The organism is Sporomusa sp. 246TCP1, assembly GCF_057319775.1.
Genome location: NZ_CM170492.1, coordinates 5,117,051 through 5,131,900, shown reverse-complemented (window position 1 = coordinate 5,131,900; position 14,850 = coordinate 5,117,051). Strand labels below are relative to the sequence as shown.

Sequence of the window (14,850 nt, the reverse complement as noted above, 5' to 3'; positions counted from 1 at the left end):
CATAAAAAGCACCTGAAAATTCTTTACCAGCTCACGTTACAGTACAGCCTTGTTCCCTGTTAACTTCTCATAAAGCTGACAATACTGGCTAGCTGATTGTTGCCAGCTATGCTCAGCCCGCATGGCATTTTTTATTAACTTATGCCACTGTGTTTTATCCTGGTACAATTCTACCGCCTGCTCAACTACCCAGAGCATTTCATGCGCATTATAGTTGGTAAAGACAAAACCATTACCCTGCCCTGTTTCTAAATTAAAAGGAATAACAGTATCCCTAAGGCCGCCCACCTCACGCACAATGGGTATACTTCCATACCTAAGAGCAATCATTTGACCAATGCCACATGGTTCAAACCGCGAAGGCATCAAAAACAAATCTGAGCCGGCATAAATCCTGTGGGCTAACGTATCCGAAAAATAAATATTTGCCGCTACCTTAGCCGGATGACGCCAAGCTGCATCACGAAACAATTTCTCATAACGCTCTTCCCCTGTTCCCAGTACAACCACCTGTACATCAAGAGCTAACAATTCTTCCATGACATGTGCAATCAAATCCAAACCCTTCGATGCTACCAGACGGGAGACAATGCCAATAAGCGGAATATGCTTGTCTACAGGCAATCCTAACTCTCTTTGCAGCTTAAGCTTGTTGTCAAGCCGTTTACTACTGTCCGACCAAGTATAGTTGCTATAAATATCTGGATCGCCAGCCGGATTATATACTTCATAATCAATGCCATTAATAATACCATAAATGTCAGCTTGCCGTTTAATCAGGAACCCATCCAGATTTTCGCCAAAATACGGCTGCCGTATCTCTTCGGCATACGACTTACTGACAGTGGTAACAACATCGCTGAAGGCCAGCCCGGCTTTTAAATAATTCACCTGTCCGTAAAATTCCAGGCCATCGGCTGTAAAGGCACTGTTTGGTAAACTAAGCAAATCATTCAGTATATCACCCGAAAAAATCCCCTGGTACATTAAGTTATGGATGGTAAATACTGTTTTGATTGCTGCATATTCGGCTCTTGCAAGATACTGCAGCTTGAGCATGGCTGCCAGCGGCCCTGTCTGCCAATCATGACAATGAATAATATCAGGTATAAAATTCAACTGAGGCAATGCTTCTAGTACTGCCCTGCAAAAGTAGGCGAAACGCTCGGCCTCGTCGTAATGACCATACAGGCTGTCACGCTTAAAATAATACTCATTATCGACAAAATACCAGGTAACCCCCTGATGCGCAAGTTCAAACAGCCCGGTATATTGTTGGCGCCAGCCCACAGGTACGGTAAGGATTGCCTTTTGTACCATCTGCTCCGCAAACCCGGCAGGGATAGCACTGTATTTAGGCATAATGACCCGAACATCAATCTCCTGGTTACTCAGTTCCTTGGGCAAAGAACCAATTACATCACCCAAGCCACCCGTTTTAGCAAATGGCGCTGCTTCAGATGCCACAAATAGTACATTTAGCATATTAAATCACTGTCCCCTTTTCAATCACAATCGGGTGATTTAATTCTCCTTTGAGTTTTTTGCCTGCTGTAATTTTAACATCTTTATCACAGATTACATTCTCAATAACTGCACCTGGGCCAATTTCCCCCTTTTGCATGACAATACTGTTTGTGACCCGGGCATCTTTATGCACCTTGACACCCCGAAACAAAACACTATTTTCAACCTTACCCGCTATAACTGAACCATTGGCTACCAGCGACGATTTAACCATCGCATCCCGTTGGTATTTTGCCGGCGCTTCATCTTTTACCTTAGTATAAATAGAGCCATGGGCAAAAAAGATCTCCTGCCATATTTTCGGGGTCAAGAGTTTCATACTATGGTCAAAATAATTTTGCATAGAGTCAATACGGGCCAAATAACCAGTAAAGGGAAATCCATAAATTTTGAGGTTTTCCATATCTCTCATAATACAATCGCGGGTGAAATTAGTCCCGCCCCTTGACACGCTGGCATCAATCAGATCCACCAGCAGCTGCCGTTCCAAAATAACCATCTCCAGTGACAATTTATTGCTGCGGGGATTCACCGGACATACCTCCATATCAACAACCCTGCCATCACTGTCAGTCTCAAGCATAGTAGCCTCAGATAAGCCTTTGGCCTCAGCACTACTATATTCTTTGTATAATACTGTTATATCAGCCGCTTTCGTAAGATGGTAATTATAGGCAGCCTCGTAGTTAATATTACAAACCGCCCGACTGCCTGAGAGCAGGGCAAAACGCTGACGGCTGCTTTTGATATAGTCAAGATTACTGAAAAAGTCAGCTAAATCATTGGGAAATGCCCCTTGCACATTGCCAGTCTGCCAGGAAGGCAATAAAAATAAACCATCCCGCTTACGGGCCAAGTCCCACTCCTTACCAGAGCGGATATGGTCGAAAAGTGCGCGGGAATTGCCGGCAGATAAAATGCCAACATTCGTTATCCCGGAATTAATGAAATTAGATAGCACAAAGTCTATTAACCGATAACGCCCGGCAAAAGGAATGGCCGCAAGCGGACGATGCTTGGTTATCTCCCGGAATGACTCATGACTTTCGTGTAAATTGATAATACCCATCGTATTCTTTAACAAGCTTACCCCCCCTAACGCTATCTGCTTTCTAGGAATTACGACCGGCAAGCAGCACATTACGCCGAATCTTGGTCTCTCTGCTAATTGTCAGGTTGTCGCCGATCAATGTTATGCCGGAAAACCAGTTACTGGCATCCTGTTCCAGCTGATTTACCCCCAGCTGCGCATTGGCTTCAACCCTTGATTTTCGTCCAATAATAGCTTTAGTAACTATGGTGTTTGCACCAATTGACGCATAAGGCATAATAATGGAATCTTTAACTATTGCACCTTCTCCAATAAACACCCCAGGAAATAATACTGAGTTCTCCACCTGCCCCAGAACTTGGCAGCCTTCACTAATCAACGAACAAACTACGCTTGCCGTATCGGCAATCACATGGGGGGGTTGGGCCGGGCTTACCGAATAAATCCGCCAATCCGGGTCATATAAGTCCAAGGCAGGCTCATCGCTGAGAAGATCCATATTGGCCTCCCAGAAACTTTCCACTGTACCAACATCTTTCCAATAACCGCCAAAATGATAGGCGCATAACCGCTCATTACCGGCAAGCATTTGTGGGATAACATCCTTGCCGAAATCATGGCTGGATTTAGTATCAATAGCATCGGCAGTCAAATAGGAGCGCAACGCTGCCCAGCTAAATACATATATACCCATCGAAGCTAGATTACTCTTAGGTTTCTTTGGTTTTTCCTCAAATTCAACAATCCGGTCATCTGTAGCCGTATTCATAATACCAAACCGGCCGGCTTCCTCCCAAGGCACTGCAATAACGGCAATCGTAACATCAGCCTGCTTGGCTTTGTGGTAATCAATCATATGCGAATAATCCATTTTATAGATATGGTCACCTGACAATATTAGTACATACTCAGGATTAAACATCTCAATAAAATTAATGTTTTGGAATATGGCATCAGCGGTCCCTTTATACCATTCACCCCCCTTTTCCCGCACATAAGGCGGCAATACGTAGACACCGCCATCCCGCCGGTCAAGGTCCCAGGCACTACCAATTCCGATATAGGAATGAAGCGCGAGCGGCTGATACTGGGTAAGCACGCCGACCGTATTAATCCCGGAGTTATAACAATTACTTAGAGGAAAATCAATAATTCGATACTTACCGCCAAATGGTACTGCGGGTTTGGCCAGTTTTTTGGTCAAAGTTCCGAGGCGACTTCCCTGACCGCCAGCCAAAATCATGGCAACACATTCTTTACTGCGCAAAGTGCTTCACTCCCCATGGCATACTGTTTCCGGCAGCCTATCGGCTTAAAATATATCGTCGCCAACGGCGGCAACGTAATAACCAACGAATTCGACTGGTTATGGCAAGCCACTGCAACCGGCACCCTTTTGCCGGTATTACCTTGACCAGAACCGCCGTAAATCAAGCTATCGCTATTAAGTACCTCAAGATAATACTCGGCCTCGGGCACACCAATCCGGTATTCTAGCCGAACAACTGGTGTAAAGTTTACTACCGCAATAATAAAATCATCTGCCTGCAGTCCTTGCCGTTTAAATACCAGGACACTCTGCTGCCAATCCTGACAGTCAATCCAGGAAAATCCCCGCCAATCCCGGTCATTTTGCCACATTGCCGGGTTTTCTAAATAAAAATGATTCAGATCCCGGACATAGTTATGCAGCTTACCATGCATTTCATAGTCTAACAAATGCCAATCCAGGCTATCCTGGTAATTCCATTCAATAAACTGGCCAAATTCTCCACCCATAAATAACAGCTTTTTACCCGGGTGAGCCATCATGTAGGCATAAAAAGCCCGCAAATTAGCGAACTTCTGCCAATAATCACCCGGCATTTTATCAAGCAGCGACCGCTTGCCATGAACCACCTCATCATGCGATAAAGGCAATACAAAATTTTCTGAAAACGCATACATAAAAGAGAAAGTTATTAAATTATGATGGTACTGGCGCTGCAGCGGATCTAGCTCCATATAACGCAGCATATCGTTCATCCAGCCCATATTCCATTTAAAGTTGAAGCCAAGCCCACCCAGATGAGTGGGATGAGTAACCAGCGGCCAGGCTGTTGAATCCTCCGCAATTACCAAGGCCGCCGGGAAGCTGGCAAAAACTGTTTCATTGAGTCGTCGTAAAAAGTTGATAGCCTCCAGGTTTTCTGTGCCGCCATGACAATTCGGTGTCCATTCTCCGTCTTCTTTCCCATAATTCAAATATAGCATGTTGGCAACAGCATCAATTCTAATACCATCAATATGGTATAGTTCCATCCAAAACAGCACATTAGAAATAAGAAAACTCATAACCTCAGGCCGGCCAAGATCAAAATTCAGCGTACCCCAGCCGCGATTTTCCTTCCGGTTCGAATCAGCATATTCATAGAGTGTTGTACCATCAAAAGCTGCCAGGCCATGGGCATCTTTACAAAAATGCCCGGGGACCCAGTCCAGAATAACCCCAATTCCCCGCCTGTGACAGCAGTCTACCAGATACATAAAATCTTCTGGCGGACCGTAGCGGCTGGTAACCGCATAGTAGCCTGTAGCCTGATAGCCCCATGACCCGTCAAAAGGATGCTCTGCCACAGGCAACAGTTCAATATGGGTATAACCCATATTAGCGGCATAGTCGGCTAGTTCCGGCGCTAGCTCCCTGTAGGACAGCCGCAGGCGATCACTGTCCCGTTTCCATGAACCCAAATCCACTTCATAAATATTCATAGGTTGTTCGTAAAGAGACTGCTTGGACTTATTTTCCCGCCAGGCCGCATCCTGCCAGGTATAACCAGCCAGGCAGACCACCTTTGAAGCTGTCTTAGGTCTGATTTCGGCAGCAAATGCATAGGGATCTGCCTTATGCAATATCTCGCCCTCAGCAGTAATAATCTCATATTTATAGATATCGCCGACTTTAACTTCAGGAATAACCAGGCCCCAAACACCGCAGGTGCTGATTCTTTCCATTCCATGTCTACTGCCATCCCAATTGTTAAAATCACCAATAACCCAAACGGCCTGCGCATTAGGCGCCCATACGGCAAAGCGTACCCCATGTCCATCCGCTGCCACATGTGCCCCCAACAGGCGGTAACTGCGTTGCAGAGTACCTTCATGAAACAAGTACAACTCTTGATCACTAAAACAAGCAGCAGTCATTGTTTATCATCCTTTATCATCTATAGTAACTGTTATTTCCTTTATACGTTTCTCTATTAATATACATATTTCCTGTTAATTATTTGCATTTCTATTGTATTACTATATTTTATACCGCCAGACTAACCTGTACCACAGCCTCTTGGGTTGTTGACTGGGCGACAACCTGAATAATACCGCTATTCTCCTCGCCACTCATCCTGGCAGTAACTACAGTATTGGGAATAACTATAGCACCGTCAACACTCGCGTTTTGCTCCATCCTGGCACCAGGCATAATAACACTATTTTTTACCTTAACTCCATCCCCAATATAAGCTCCGGGAAAAATAACCGAGTTTTCTACCTCTCCCAGAATAGTGACTCCTCCGGCAATTAAAGAACTGCTTACTCTGGCCATAGCACCATGAAAATGAGGCGGCAGACTCCGCCGCGGTGAGTACACCGGCCAGGCCGCATCGTCAAGTTTTACTTTCGGCGAATCCCCCAACAAATCCATATTAGCTTCCCAATAACTAGCTAGTGTCCCAACATCTTTCCAGTAGCCATTAAAATGGTAAGCATACATGCGCTGACCAGCGGCTAACATGGCCGGAATAATGTTTTTGCCAAAATCATGACTGGAACTCACCTGGGCCGCATCCTTAATCAAATATTGTTTTAACACCTTCCAGGTAAAAATATACACACCCATAGATGCCTGATTTCCCTTGGGATAATAGGGTTTTTCGACAAAATCAATAATGCGGCCACTAGCCGTTGTCTCCATAATTCCGAATCGGTTAGCTTCCCGCCAGGGCACTTCCAATACGCCAACCGTAACATCTGCTTGCCTCAGCTTATGCTGTTCAAGCATGACACTATAATCCATCTTATAGATATGGTCACCTGATAACACCACTACATATTGTGGCTCAAAATGATCAATAAACTCTCTGTTTTTATACACCGCATCAGCGGTGCCTGTATACCACTCACCGCCCGTTGCGCCGGCATATGGCGGCAACATATGTACTCCGCCCCCTCCTTTGCAGTCAAGATCCCAGCCGGCACCATTTCCAATGTATGCATGCAGGGTAAGCGGCTGATACTGAGTTAAGATGCCTACAGTATCTATTCCGGAATTTTTACAATTGCTTAAAGTAAAATCAATAATGCGGTATTGACCGCCAAATGGGACGGCGGGTTTGGCTACTGCCTTTGTCAACACGCCCAACCGTGTGCCCCGCCCTCCAGCCAACACCATTGCAATCCATTCTTTATTCCTCAAAATGTCCCCTCCTTAATAATTGACCCTATGGCGGATACAACCAGTTTATGCAGAAGAGGCCAAATATAGAACATATATAAAAAAGCGCCTGCCTCGCATAATGCAGACAGACGCTTTTAGACCTTATTGGGATATTCTTACTGATTGGGATTTCAGCCGGTTTATTAACTATGTTATATTTTCACACTTTTTCCCTCGGGGTCATCATCATGGTGTTTTTTGCTCTCTTTGGTCATCTTTTTTACCAAAACCTGGCCATTGTCATAATCAAGCTCAATTTCGTCCCCAACAATGTTGGCCCATTGATATTTGTCATATTTTTCATCCCACCATTGTTCACAAGCTGTCGATACTTCGCCCATTTCCTGAATAATCATATCATACAGAGTGCAGTACAATTCTTCCTTGTCCATATCAATAAGTCTCTTTAGCTTTAATTTGAGCTCGGCTTTGCGGTCAGTCAAATATTTGATGGCTGCCACCTCTTCCTCAGTAACCACCCCGATGACGAGTTGGTCCGGCACCCTGGCAGCCTGCCCATAAGACTCTCTTTCCGCAAGTTGCTGTTCATCCTTTTTTGAAGGAAGCTGCAGTGCATCTTTGACCTTTTCCGGCAATATGGTTTGTAACTCCTGCGGCTTTAGTGGCTTAATGAGGTAATCATAGGCTCCCAGTTCCAGCGCCTGTTTGATACTGGCCGTATCCGACACGGCCGAATAAACAATTATGGGAATATGCTTATAAAGCACACTTGCCTTAATTTCTCGCAATACGTCAAAGCCTGCTACTTCACCTGGCATAATAAGATCCAGAATAATCAAGTTGATCGTTTCACTGTGAATAACCTTCAGCGCATTGACACCATCAGCTGCTTCCAGAAAGGTAACGTCCGGCAAGCCGCTTAATGCAACTTTGACCACTTTACGATTTAAAAGCACATCATCAACCAGTAATATCTGGTACGCCATATTTTCACCTTACCTTTATATTATAATAAGCGAGCAGCATTTTTAAGGGCTAGCCCCACCTGTTTGCATTCCATATCAATTTTACTCATCAGCATTCTTGCTTCCGCATGATTATCACAGCTATCCCTGATAGCAAATTGCTCCATGCTGCTGAATAATTCACTCAGACGTTTAGCCCCAATCGTTCCACTCATTGACTTTAAGCTATGGGCTACCATACTGACTTGGACGCTATTACAGGTAAGCAGGGCTTGTCTGAGCTTGTCAGTAAGCAACGGCAGTTCCTCCAGATAAGCATCAATAAATATATCCAGCTCTACTTGGCCACTATCAGCTAATTGTTTTAACTCCCTAAGCACAGTTTTATCAATGCTATCAGTGGGCTCCTGTGGCAGCCATCGCTCCACCATTTGTTTGATATCCTGGATGGAAACGGGCTTCACCAGGCAATCATCCATCCCCGCAGCCAAACACAGTTGCTGTTCGTCAGGCATGGATTTGCCTGATAAAGCTATAATCGGAGTATGCCGGTCAATGGCTGCTTCCCTATCCCGAATAAGACGGGTAGCAGCAATACCATCCAGCAGTGGCAAGCCACAATCCATGAAAATCAATTTATAGCCTTTTTTTAGTGCCTTTTGTACAGCTTCCTGACCATTTCCAGCCACATCAGCGGTTAGACCAAGATGTCCAAGCTGGGAGACAACTACCTGCTGAATTACCGGATTATCCTCAACAATAAGGACATTGCCGGCCTCCTTTGTCAAGGTCACCGGCTGAGTTAACCAAACAGGTACATCTTCGATTGGCTGCGTAGTGATAGCTGATTCACTAACCACTGATTCACTAGCTGAGTTGACTACTGCCAAAGGAATGCTACACCAAAACGAAGAACCTTCACCTTTGCTACTGAAAACTCCAATCTCACCACCCATTAGTTTTATTAGACTGCCTGATATGGACAGACCCAGTCCTGAGCCCATATATTTACGGGCATTGGCACCGTCGGCCTGAGCAAAGGGTTGAAACAGCTTCTTAATTTCATTGGGGTCTAGACCAATCCCCGTATCAGTAACTGAAATTTTTACCTGTACCGTACTGGTATCTTGCCGTAGGCATACGGCCGCGATTTCGACCTTCCCCTTTTCGGTAAATTTTATCGCATTACCAACAAGATTCAGCAGGACTTGCCGCAGCCTAGTCGAATCACCGCCCACCAGTTGCGGAATGCTTTGATCAATCGTTACGCTAAGCTCAAGTCCTTTGTTATGAGCAGTTGCCTGCAGCATTGCAGCCACACCCTCCACCAGGGGACGAAAGGCAAAATCAATGTTATCCACTGTCATTTTGTTGGCCTCAATTTTAGAAAAATCCAATACCTCGTTAAGCACAGTTAATAAGGAACGGGCTGAGTAAGTAATTGTACTGACATAGTCCCGCTGGCATTTATCCAGCAAGGTGGTTTCCAACAGCTCACACACACCCAAAATGCCACTAACCGGCGTGCGGATTTCATGGCTTAAATAGGCCAGGAACTGACTTTTTGCCTGACTAACAGCCTCCACTGCCTCTTTAGCCTGTTTCTCCACCTGGTATACTCTGGTAGCCGCTCTTGCTGAGGTATGTAGTGCATAAAACAAGGCATATATCATAAACAGTACGGCTAGTGTAACACCCATGACGGTAAGCCGCGTATTAGCTATAGCGGCCTGCCAGTCCCTAGCCGCTATATCCATGCCCAAAGCGGCAATCACCCGCCCGTCTGCCGGATCGCGCACGGCAGCAATCCCGGATACCCATATTCCCCATTCATCGCCTAGTGGTCCCTCGACAAAAGCCTGGCCATCTGAAAATATTTGGTACAACTCATCAGATGCCTGCTTATATTCGTAACCAGGCGGGGCGTAGTCTTCAGAAGTCGTCGGCTCTGAGTCCAGAAGAAACACCATCCGGTTATCAACTTTTTTTAACAAGTACACAAATCGGCAGTCAGTGTTAAGCGCACGTGTAGCTATCAACTGCTCCCGCAAATATTCGTAATCAGAAGAACCACTGTCAGCCGCCATTGCTGTCAGCCGCGCTATCCGGTCGTGACTAATCATAGTTGCTGCCGTCACAGTCCTTAGCAAAAGCTTGCTCTGCAGCTCCTCTTCGGTTAGCTTTACCGCCAAACTCATTCCCAGCCAGCCAGCTGTAAATACTATTATGGTTATTATTATCAGCCAGCGCCGGTAATTGTCCAAGCCTTCTCCCCCTCATAACCCGAATGTTAACTATATCTTAACTGAAAATTCGCCATGCTTCGATCTTTTCCTGTTAAAGTTCAATTTTTTCCCAACAATTATAGTCACCCGTTTTTCCGGATACACTAGGAATGGAGGGATGACACATGAATGAAATTGTATGTATGAACTGCCATAACTATTTGCCGGCAGATTTAACTGCTTGTCCTGGCTGTGGCAGCGAGCTTATCCTTGACGGTGACAAGAAAAATGTTATTGACCATTTGCAGCCCAATTGCCTGATTCACCGCTATGAAGGCTCTGACCTGCTGGAGCCAGCTGTTCTTATCAAAGAAACTAAGGTCAATTGCAAGGTAGCCACCAAGCTTAAAGAGTATTCCAAGCCACTTACCTTACCTAAAGCAAAGGTATATACCTTTGATCAAAAAATCCTGGGGGCCATTCAGGCCCTGAGAAATGAACGAACTGCCACGATGTACCGTTATGACCAGTTAATCCAAGCCCACTGGCAGAGTTTAAAGCCCTATAAGCTTTAATGCTTATTGCCTTTCTTCGTAATACTGCATAAGCTCACTCATCGTTACCAACTGGTAGCCCTGGCTTTGCAGTTTATCAATAATAATAGCGGCTGCCTGTGCGGTAGGAAGCGGATACTGCCCGTCATGCATCAGGATAATGCCACCAGGCTTAACATTGTCTACCACCGCCTGGACTACTTGCTGAACCGGCGGTCGCCGCCAGTCCCCGGCATCAATTGACCATAGTACTGTGGTATAACCACGTTCACGAGCCAACGCGACTATATCATCATTATAAGCACCGTCAGGCGGCCTAAAGAAGCTTGGTTTAGGCGCAAACGGTTGAGTAATGGTTTCAAAACGCTCAAATTCTTCGATTACCTCGGCTTTCGTCAGCTTATTTAGCCGCTTATGACTATAGGCGTGAGATGCTATCTCATGCCCATCGGCAACTGTTTGCATAACGATTTCCGGGTGAGCTTCTACATTTGCTCCCAATAAAAAAAAAGTTGCTTTTACCTGTTTTTCTCTTAATACAGCTAATAACTCGGGCGTTGTTTTGTAATGCGGCCCGTCATCAATCGTAAGCGCTACTACCTTGTGCATGGTAGGAACGCTTTTGATTACTTGGATTTTATCATCAAATACCATAGTTGCCTCATACACCAGACTACACACTAAACTGATACCAAACACAGTAAAACAAAAAAAATTACGCCGCAGCAAACTATGCAAAACCAACCCCCCCACACATAGTACTATTCATTGATACTACGCTGACCGGGAGTAAAATATGACTGCAAATAGATGATGTGCTGCAATTTAGAGGAGGTATTCCATGTCCCGCAGGTTACTACGCTCTGCCACCTTACTGGTATTTTTTTTGTGGCTAACCACCAGTATGGTTTATTCCGCACCACCGGTAATGTCCGCTCAAGGGGCTATTTTGATGGATGCAAAAACCGGTCAAGTGCTTTATGACCGCAACATGAATAAAAAACTGGCACCGGCCAGCACGACCAAAATCATGACTGCCATCATTGCCATCGAGAGTGGTCGCTTGGATGAAACCGCCCGTGTAAGTGCCCACGCTGCCGCCACCGGTGGCTCGTCACTAAATCTTTATCCAGGACAAGCTATTACACTGCGGGAGCTGGTTACCGGCCTTCTGCTTCGCTCCGGTAATGATGCTGCTGTTGCTATTGCCGAGCACCTGGCCGGCTCGGTTGACGCTTTTGTCGAAATTATGAATAAAAAGGCCCTCAGCATTGGCGCCATACATACCCAATTTCGCAATCCCCACGGGTTAAGCGCCCCCAATCATCTGTCAACAGCTTATGATTTGGCCTCAATAGCCCGGTACGCCTTACTGAATCCCACGTTTTCCCAAATTGTCAGTACAAAGGAAACCAGCATTGAATGGTTTGACCGCAAAGGCAAAAACCATAACCGTAATCTTCGCAATACCAATAAACTACTCTGGATGCTGGCAGATGCTGACGGTGTAAAAACAGGTACAACCAATATCGCCGGCCCCTGTTTAGTTTCGAGCGCTACTCGCGATAATCAGAGGCTCATTGCCGTTGTCCTGCATGATCACTCCCGCTGGTATGACTCAATGCAACTATTAAAATATGGGTTTGATCACTATGATTTGTACGAATACGCCGAAGACGGCGCTGTTTTCGCCGCATTACCGATAGAAAATGGTTTGACAGACATGGTCGATGCCCTGGTAGCCGGACCCGGCTCACTGGTAGTTACTGCCACCGACTACCCAGCTATAACTGTAGAAGTGGACTTACCCGAAAAAATTAAGGCCCCGGTATACCAGGGCCAAAAAATCGGCGAAATCGTATTTTACGTTCAGGATAAAGCCGTAAAAACAGTTGATCTTGTTGCCGGCAGCACGGTAGAAGAATACACCATAAATAAAATCCTGCTCCGGCATTGGCTTAGTACCATACAACGGTTATCTGGCTGGGGACTGCTATAGAGGTTTCCTGTAGAAAAAGGGCAGATAATGATTAAATCCAATTTCCCGGAAGTTCAGGATGGCCTCTGTACCACCGACAAACAAAACTCCTCCCGGCTTAAGCGCAGCAAAAAACCGGCGGTAAAGTCCCTCTTTCGCTTCCTCCGTAAAGTAAATTACTACATTACGGCACAAAATCAGGTCAAACCCAGTCTCAAACTTGTCCACCAAAAGATTGTGACGCTGAAAATCAATCCGGGCTTTAATATCATTACTAATGGTGGCTAAACCGTCTGCCTGCGCAAAATATTTTTTGAGCCTGGCAGGCGGTATATTTTTCAACTCATTTGCAGTATAGCTCCCTTGTTTCGCCTTTGCCAACATCTCGACATCCAGATCTGTGGCCAAAATCCGGTGCTTAATATGAGGCGTAAGCTCATTAAGCATGATGGCCAACGAATACGGTTCTGCCCCAATCGAACATCCGGCACTCCAAATAGAAAGTTTAGTACTCTGTTTTAACAAATCAGGGACAACCTTTTTTTCCAATTCATCAAACTTTTCCGGTGTCCGAAAAAACTCGGTAACATTAATAGTCAAAAAATCAATAAAATCTTTATATAACTTAGGGTTAGCCTCCAGCTTACTGAAAAAATCAAGATACCCACTCGCCCCATGGCGACTCATCATATTACCAATACGCCGCTGCATTTGCGCCGGTTTATAGTCATTAAGGTTAATTCCTGACTTAGTATGAAGTTTTTGCTTGAACAGCGCCCAATCTTTATCGCTCATGACAACCCCCTGTTGTTATTAGTTATATCTCATACTGTATTATGATAAATTTCGACACATGTCAATTGTTTTCCTGCTATAAAACTAAGAGGCAGTCGCTGCTGTGACTGCCTCTTAGTCTTATAGCAAATGACTAAGCCAGAACTTCCTCCACCGGCGTAAACGCCAGCTTATGAGCTTCGGCAACCCCTTTGAAGGTAATCTTACCAGCATAGGTATTAAGGCCTTTAGCTAAACCGGAGTCAGCCCTGAGTGCATTCTTCCAGCCATTATTGGCAATTTGCAGGGCATAGTCAAGCGTTGCATTGGTCAGAGCAAACGTAGAGGTGCGAGCGACAGCGCCTGGCATGTTAGCCACCGAATAATGAACAACACCATGTTTTACATAGGTAGGATTGCTGTGCGTAGTAACACGGTCAATAGTCTCGACTGAGCCGCCCTGATCAATTGCCACGTCAACAATAACCGAACCGGGTTCCATGGATGTAACCATTTCCTCGCTAACCAGCTTGGGCGCTTTTTCTCCAGGCAGCAATACAGCCCCAATAAGGAGGTCGGCTTTTTTCACCCAACCGGCAATATTGTAGCTGTTGGACATAACGGTTGTTACTCTCCCGCCAAAGATATCATCAAGATAAACCAGACGGTCTGCTGATGTATCAAGCACGGTAACCCGCGCGCCCATGCCCACAGCCATCTTAGCAGCATTAGTACCAACAATGCCACCGCCGACAATAACGACTTGAGCCGACTCAACACCAGGTACACCGCCTAATAAAATGCCTTTACCGCCAAATGGTTTTTCCAGACAGTGCGCGCCTACCTGCACCGCCATTCTCCCTGCAACCTCGCTCATGGGGGATAATAAAGGCAGTGTGTGATTACGTTCAATTGTTTCGTAAGCAATACCGGTTACCTTTTGCTCAAGCAAAGCCCTGGTTAATTCAGGCTCAGGTGCCAAATGCAGGTATGTAAAAAGAATTTGTCCTTCATGAAACAACTGGTACTCAGGAGGCAAGGGTTCTTTCACTTTAATAATCATTTCAGTCTGGTCAAACAACTCTTTTTTGTCTGCCAAAATCTGCGCCCCGGCTGTTATATAGCTTTCATCCGAAAACCCACTGCCAACACCGGCGCTTTGTTCAACAAGCACCGTATGGCCAGCCTTTTTCAAGGTTTCGGTCCCAGCCGGCGTAAGCCCCACCCTGTTCTCATTGTTTTTGATTTCCTTTACCACACCAATAATCATTCTTTTACCCTCCTTTACTAAACTCTGGACTAACAGCAACACCTTCTTGTCATACTAACCAATTATTA

General features: G+C 45.5%; 12 protein-coding genes. 2 read left to right on the top strand and 10 right to left on the bottom strand.

Features of this window, described 5'->3' with window-relative positions:
* Positions 1-36 precede the first annotated feature (36 nt).
* From glgA to AC1ECB_RS24290, 7 genes are all read right to left on the bottom strand, one after another.
* The gene (gene glgA, locus AC1ECB_RS24320; RefSeq protein ID WP_485666202.1) at positions 37-1,485 is read right to left on the bottom strand and encodes a glycogen synthase GlgA; all 1,449 of its coding nucleotides are present in this window, start codon (positions 1,483-1,485) and stop codon (positions 37-39) included.
* Between the two features lies 1 nt (position 1,486).
* On the bottom strand, positions 1,487-2,611 hold the full coding sequence (gene glgD / locus AC1ECB_RS24315; protein WP_485666201.1) for a glucose-1-phosphate adenylyltransferase subunit GlgD: 1,125 nt from the start codon (positions 2,609-2,611) through the stop codon (positions 1,487-1,489).
* 28 nt (positions 2,612-2,639) lie between these two features.
* Entirely contained in the window at positions 2,640-3,845 is a 1,206-nt protein-coding gene (locus AC1ECB_RS24310) for a glucose-1-phosphate adenylyltransferase (RefSeq protein WP_485666200.1), read from the bottom strand.
* A complete protein-coding gene (gene glgB / locus AC1ECB_RS24305; protein ID WP_485666199.1) occupies positions 3,818-5,764 on the bottom strand; it encodes a 1,4-alpha-glucan branching protein GlgB in 1,947 nt (648 codons plus the stop codon). The genes AC1ECB_RS24310 and glgB overlap by 28 nt, the downstream gene beginning before the upstream one ends.
* Positions 5,765-5,873: 109 nt before the next feature.
* Complete coding sequence (locus AC1ECB_RS24300) at positions 5,874-7,034, bottom strand: glucose-1-phosphate adenylyltransferase (RefSeq protein WP_485666198.1); 1,161 nt, start codon at positions 7,032-7,034, stop codon at positions 5,874-5,876.
* A gap of 173 nt (positions 7,035-7,207) precedes the next feature.
* Positions 7,208-8,002, bottom strand: coding sequence for a CXXX repeat peptide modification system protein (locus tag AC1ECB_RS24295; protein WP_485666197.1), 795 nt, complete (start codon positions 8,000-8,002; stop codon positions 7,208-7,210).
* 20 nt (positions 8,003-8,022) lie between these two features.
* The gene (locus tag AC1ECB_RS24290) at positions 8,023-10,245 is read right to left on the bottom strand and encodes an ATP-binding protein (RefSeq protein WP_485666196.1); all 2,223 of its coding nucleotides are present in this window, start codon (positions 10,243-10,245) and stop codon (positions 8,023-8,025) included.
* Between the two features lie 146 nt (positions 10,246-10,391).
* On the opposite strand from AC1ECB_RS24290, the gene AC1ECB_RS24285 reads away from it, so the two are divergent.
* Positions 10,392-10,781, top strand: coding sequence for a hypothetical protein (locus AC1ECB_RS24285; protein WP_485666195.1), 390 nt, complete (start codon positions 10,392-10,394; stop codon positions 10,779-10,781).
* Positions 10,782-10,784: 3 nt separating this feature from the next.
* On the opposite strand, the gene AC1ECB_RS24280 is transcribed toward AC1ECB_RS24285, so the two are convergent.
* Entirely contained in the window at positions 10,785-11,498 is a 714-nt protein-coding gene (locus tag AC1ECB_RS24280) for a polysaccharide deacetylase family protein (protein ID WP_485666194.1), read from the bottom strand.
* Between the two features lie 103 nt (positions 11,499-11,601).
* On the opposite strand from AC1ECB_RS24280, the gene AC1ECB_RS24275 reads away from it, so the two are divergent.
* The gene (locus AC1ECB_RS24275) at positions 11,602-12,759 is read left to right on the top strand and encodes a D-alanyl-D-alanine carboxypeptidase family protein (protein ID WP_485666193.1); all 1,158 of its coding nucleotides are present in this window, start codon (positions 11,602-11,604) and stop codon (positions 12,757-12,759) included.
* On the opposite strand, the gene AC1ECB_RS24270 is transcribed toward AC1ECB_RS24275, so the two are convergent.
* A complete protein-coding gene (locus AC1ECB_RS24270) occupies positions 12,754-13,533 on the bottom strand; it encodes a CheR family methyltransferase (RefSeq protein ID WP_485666192.1) in 780 nt (259 codons plus the stop codon). The two genes, AC1ECB_RS24275 and AC1ECB_RS24270, sit on opposite strands and share 6 nt — an antisense overlap.
* 133 nt (positions 13,534-13,666) lie before the next feature.
* Positions 13,667-14,782 carry an alanine dehydrogenase gene (ald, locus tag AC1ECB_RS24265; RefSeq protein ID WP_485666191.1) on the bottom strand — a complete coding sequence of 372 codons (1,116 nt, stop codon included), beginning with the start codon at positions 14,780-14,782 and terminating at the stop codon, positions 13,667-13,669.
* Positions 14,783-14,850 lie beyond the last annotated feature (68 nt).

What these genes read in the sequence shown, in the direction of transcription:
- glgA (WP_485666202.1), bottom strand. Translation starts at nt 1,485, where the DNA reads ATGCTAAATGTACTATTTGTGGCATCTGAAGCAGCGCCATTTGCTAAA.
- glgB (WP_485666199.1), bottom strand. Translation starts at nt 5,764, where the DNA reads ATGACTGCTGCTTGTTTTAGTGATCAAGAGTTGTACTTGTTTCATGAA.
- AC1ECB_RS24295 (WP_485666197.1), bottom strand. Translation starts at nt 8,002, where the DNA reads ATGGCGTACCAGATATTACTGGTTGATGATGTGCTTTTAAATCGTAAA.
- AC1ECB_RS24285 (WP_485666195.1), top strand. Translation starts at nt 10,392, where the DNA reads ATGAATGAAATTGTATGTATGAACTGCCATAACTATTTGCCGGCAGAT.
- AC1ECB_RS24275 (WP_485666193.1), top strand. Translation starts at nt 11,602, where the DNA reads ATGTCCCGCAGGTTACTACGCTCTGCCACCTTACTGGTATTTTTTTTG.
- AC1ECB_RS24270 (WP_485666192.1), bottom strand. Translation starts at nt 13,533, where the DNA reads ATGAGCGATAAAGATTGGGCGCTGTTCAAGCAAAAACTTCATACTAAG.
- ald (WP_485666191.1), bottom strand. Translation starts at nt 14,782, where the DNA reads ATGATTATTGGTGTGGTAAAGGAAATCAAAAACAATGAGAACAGGGTG.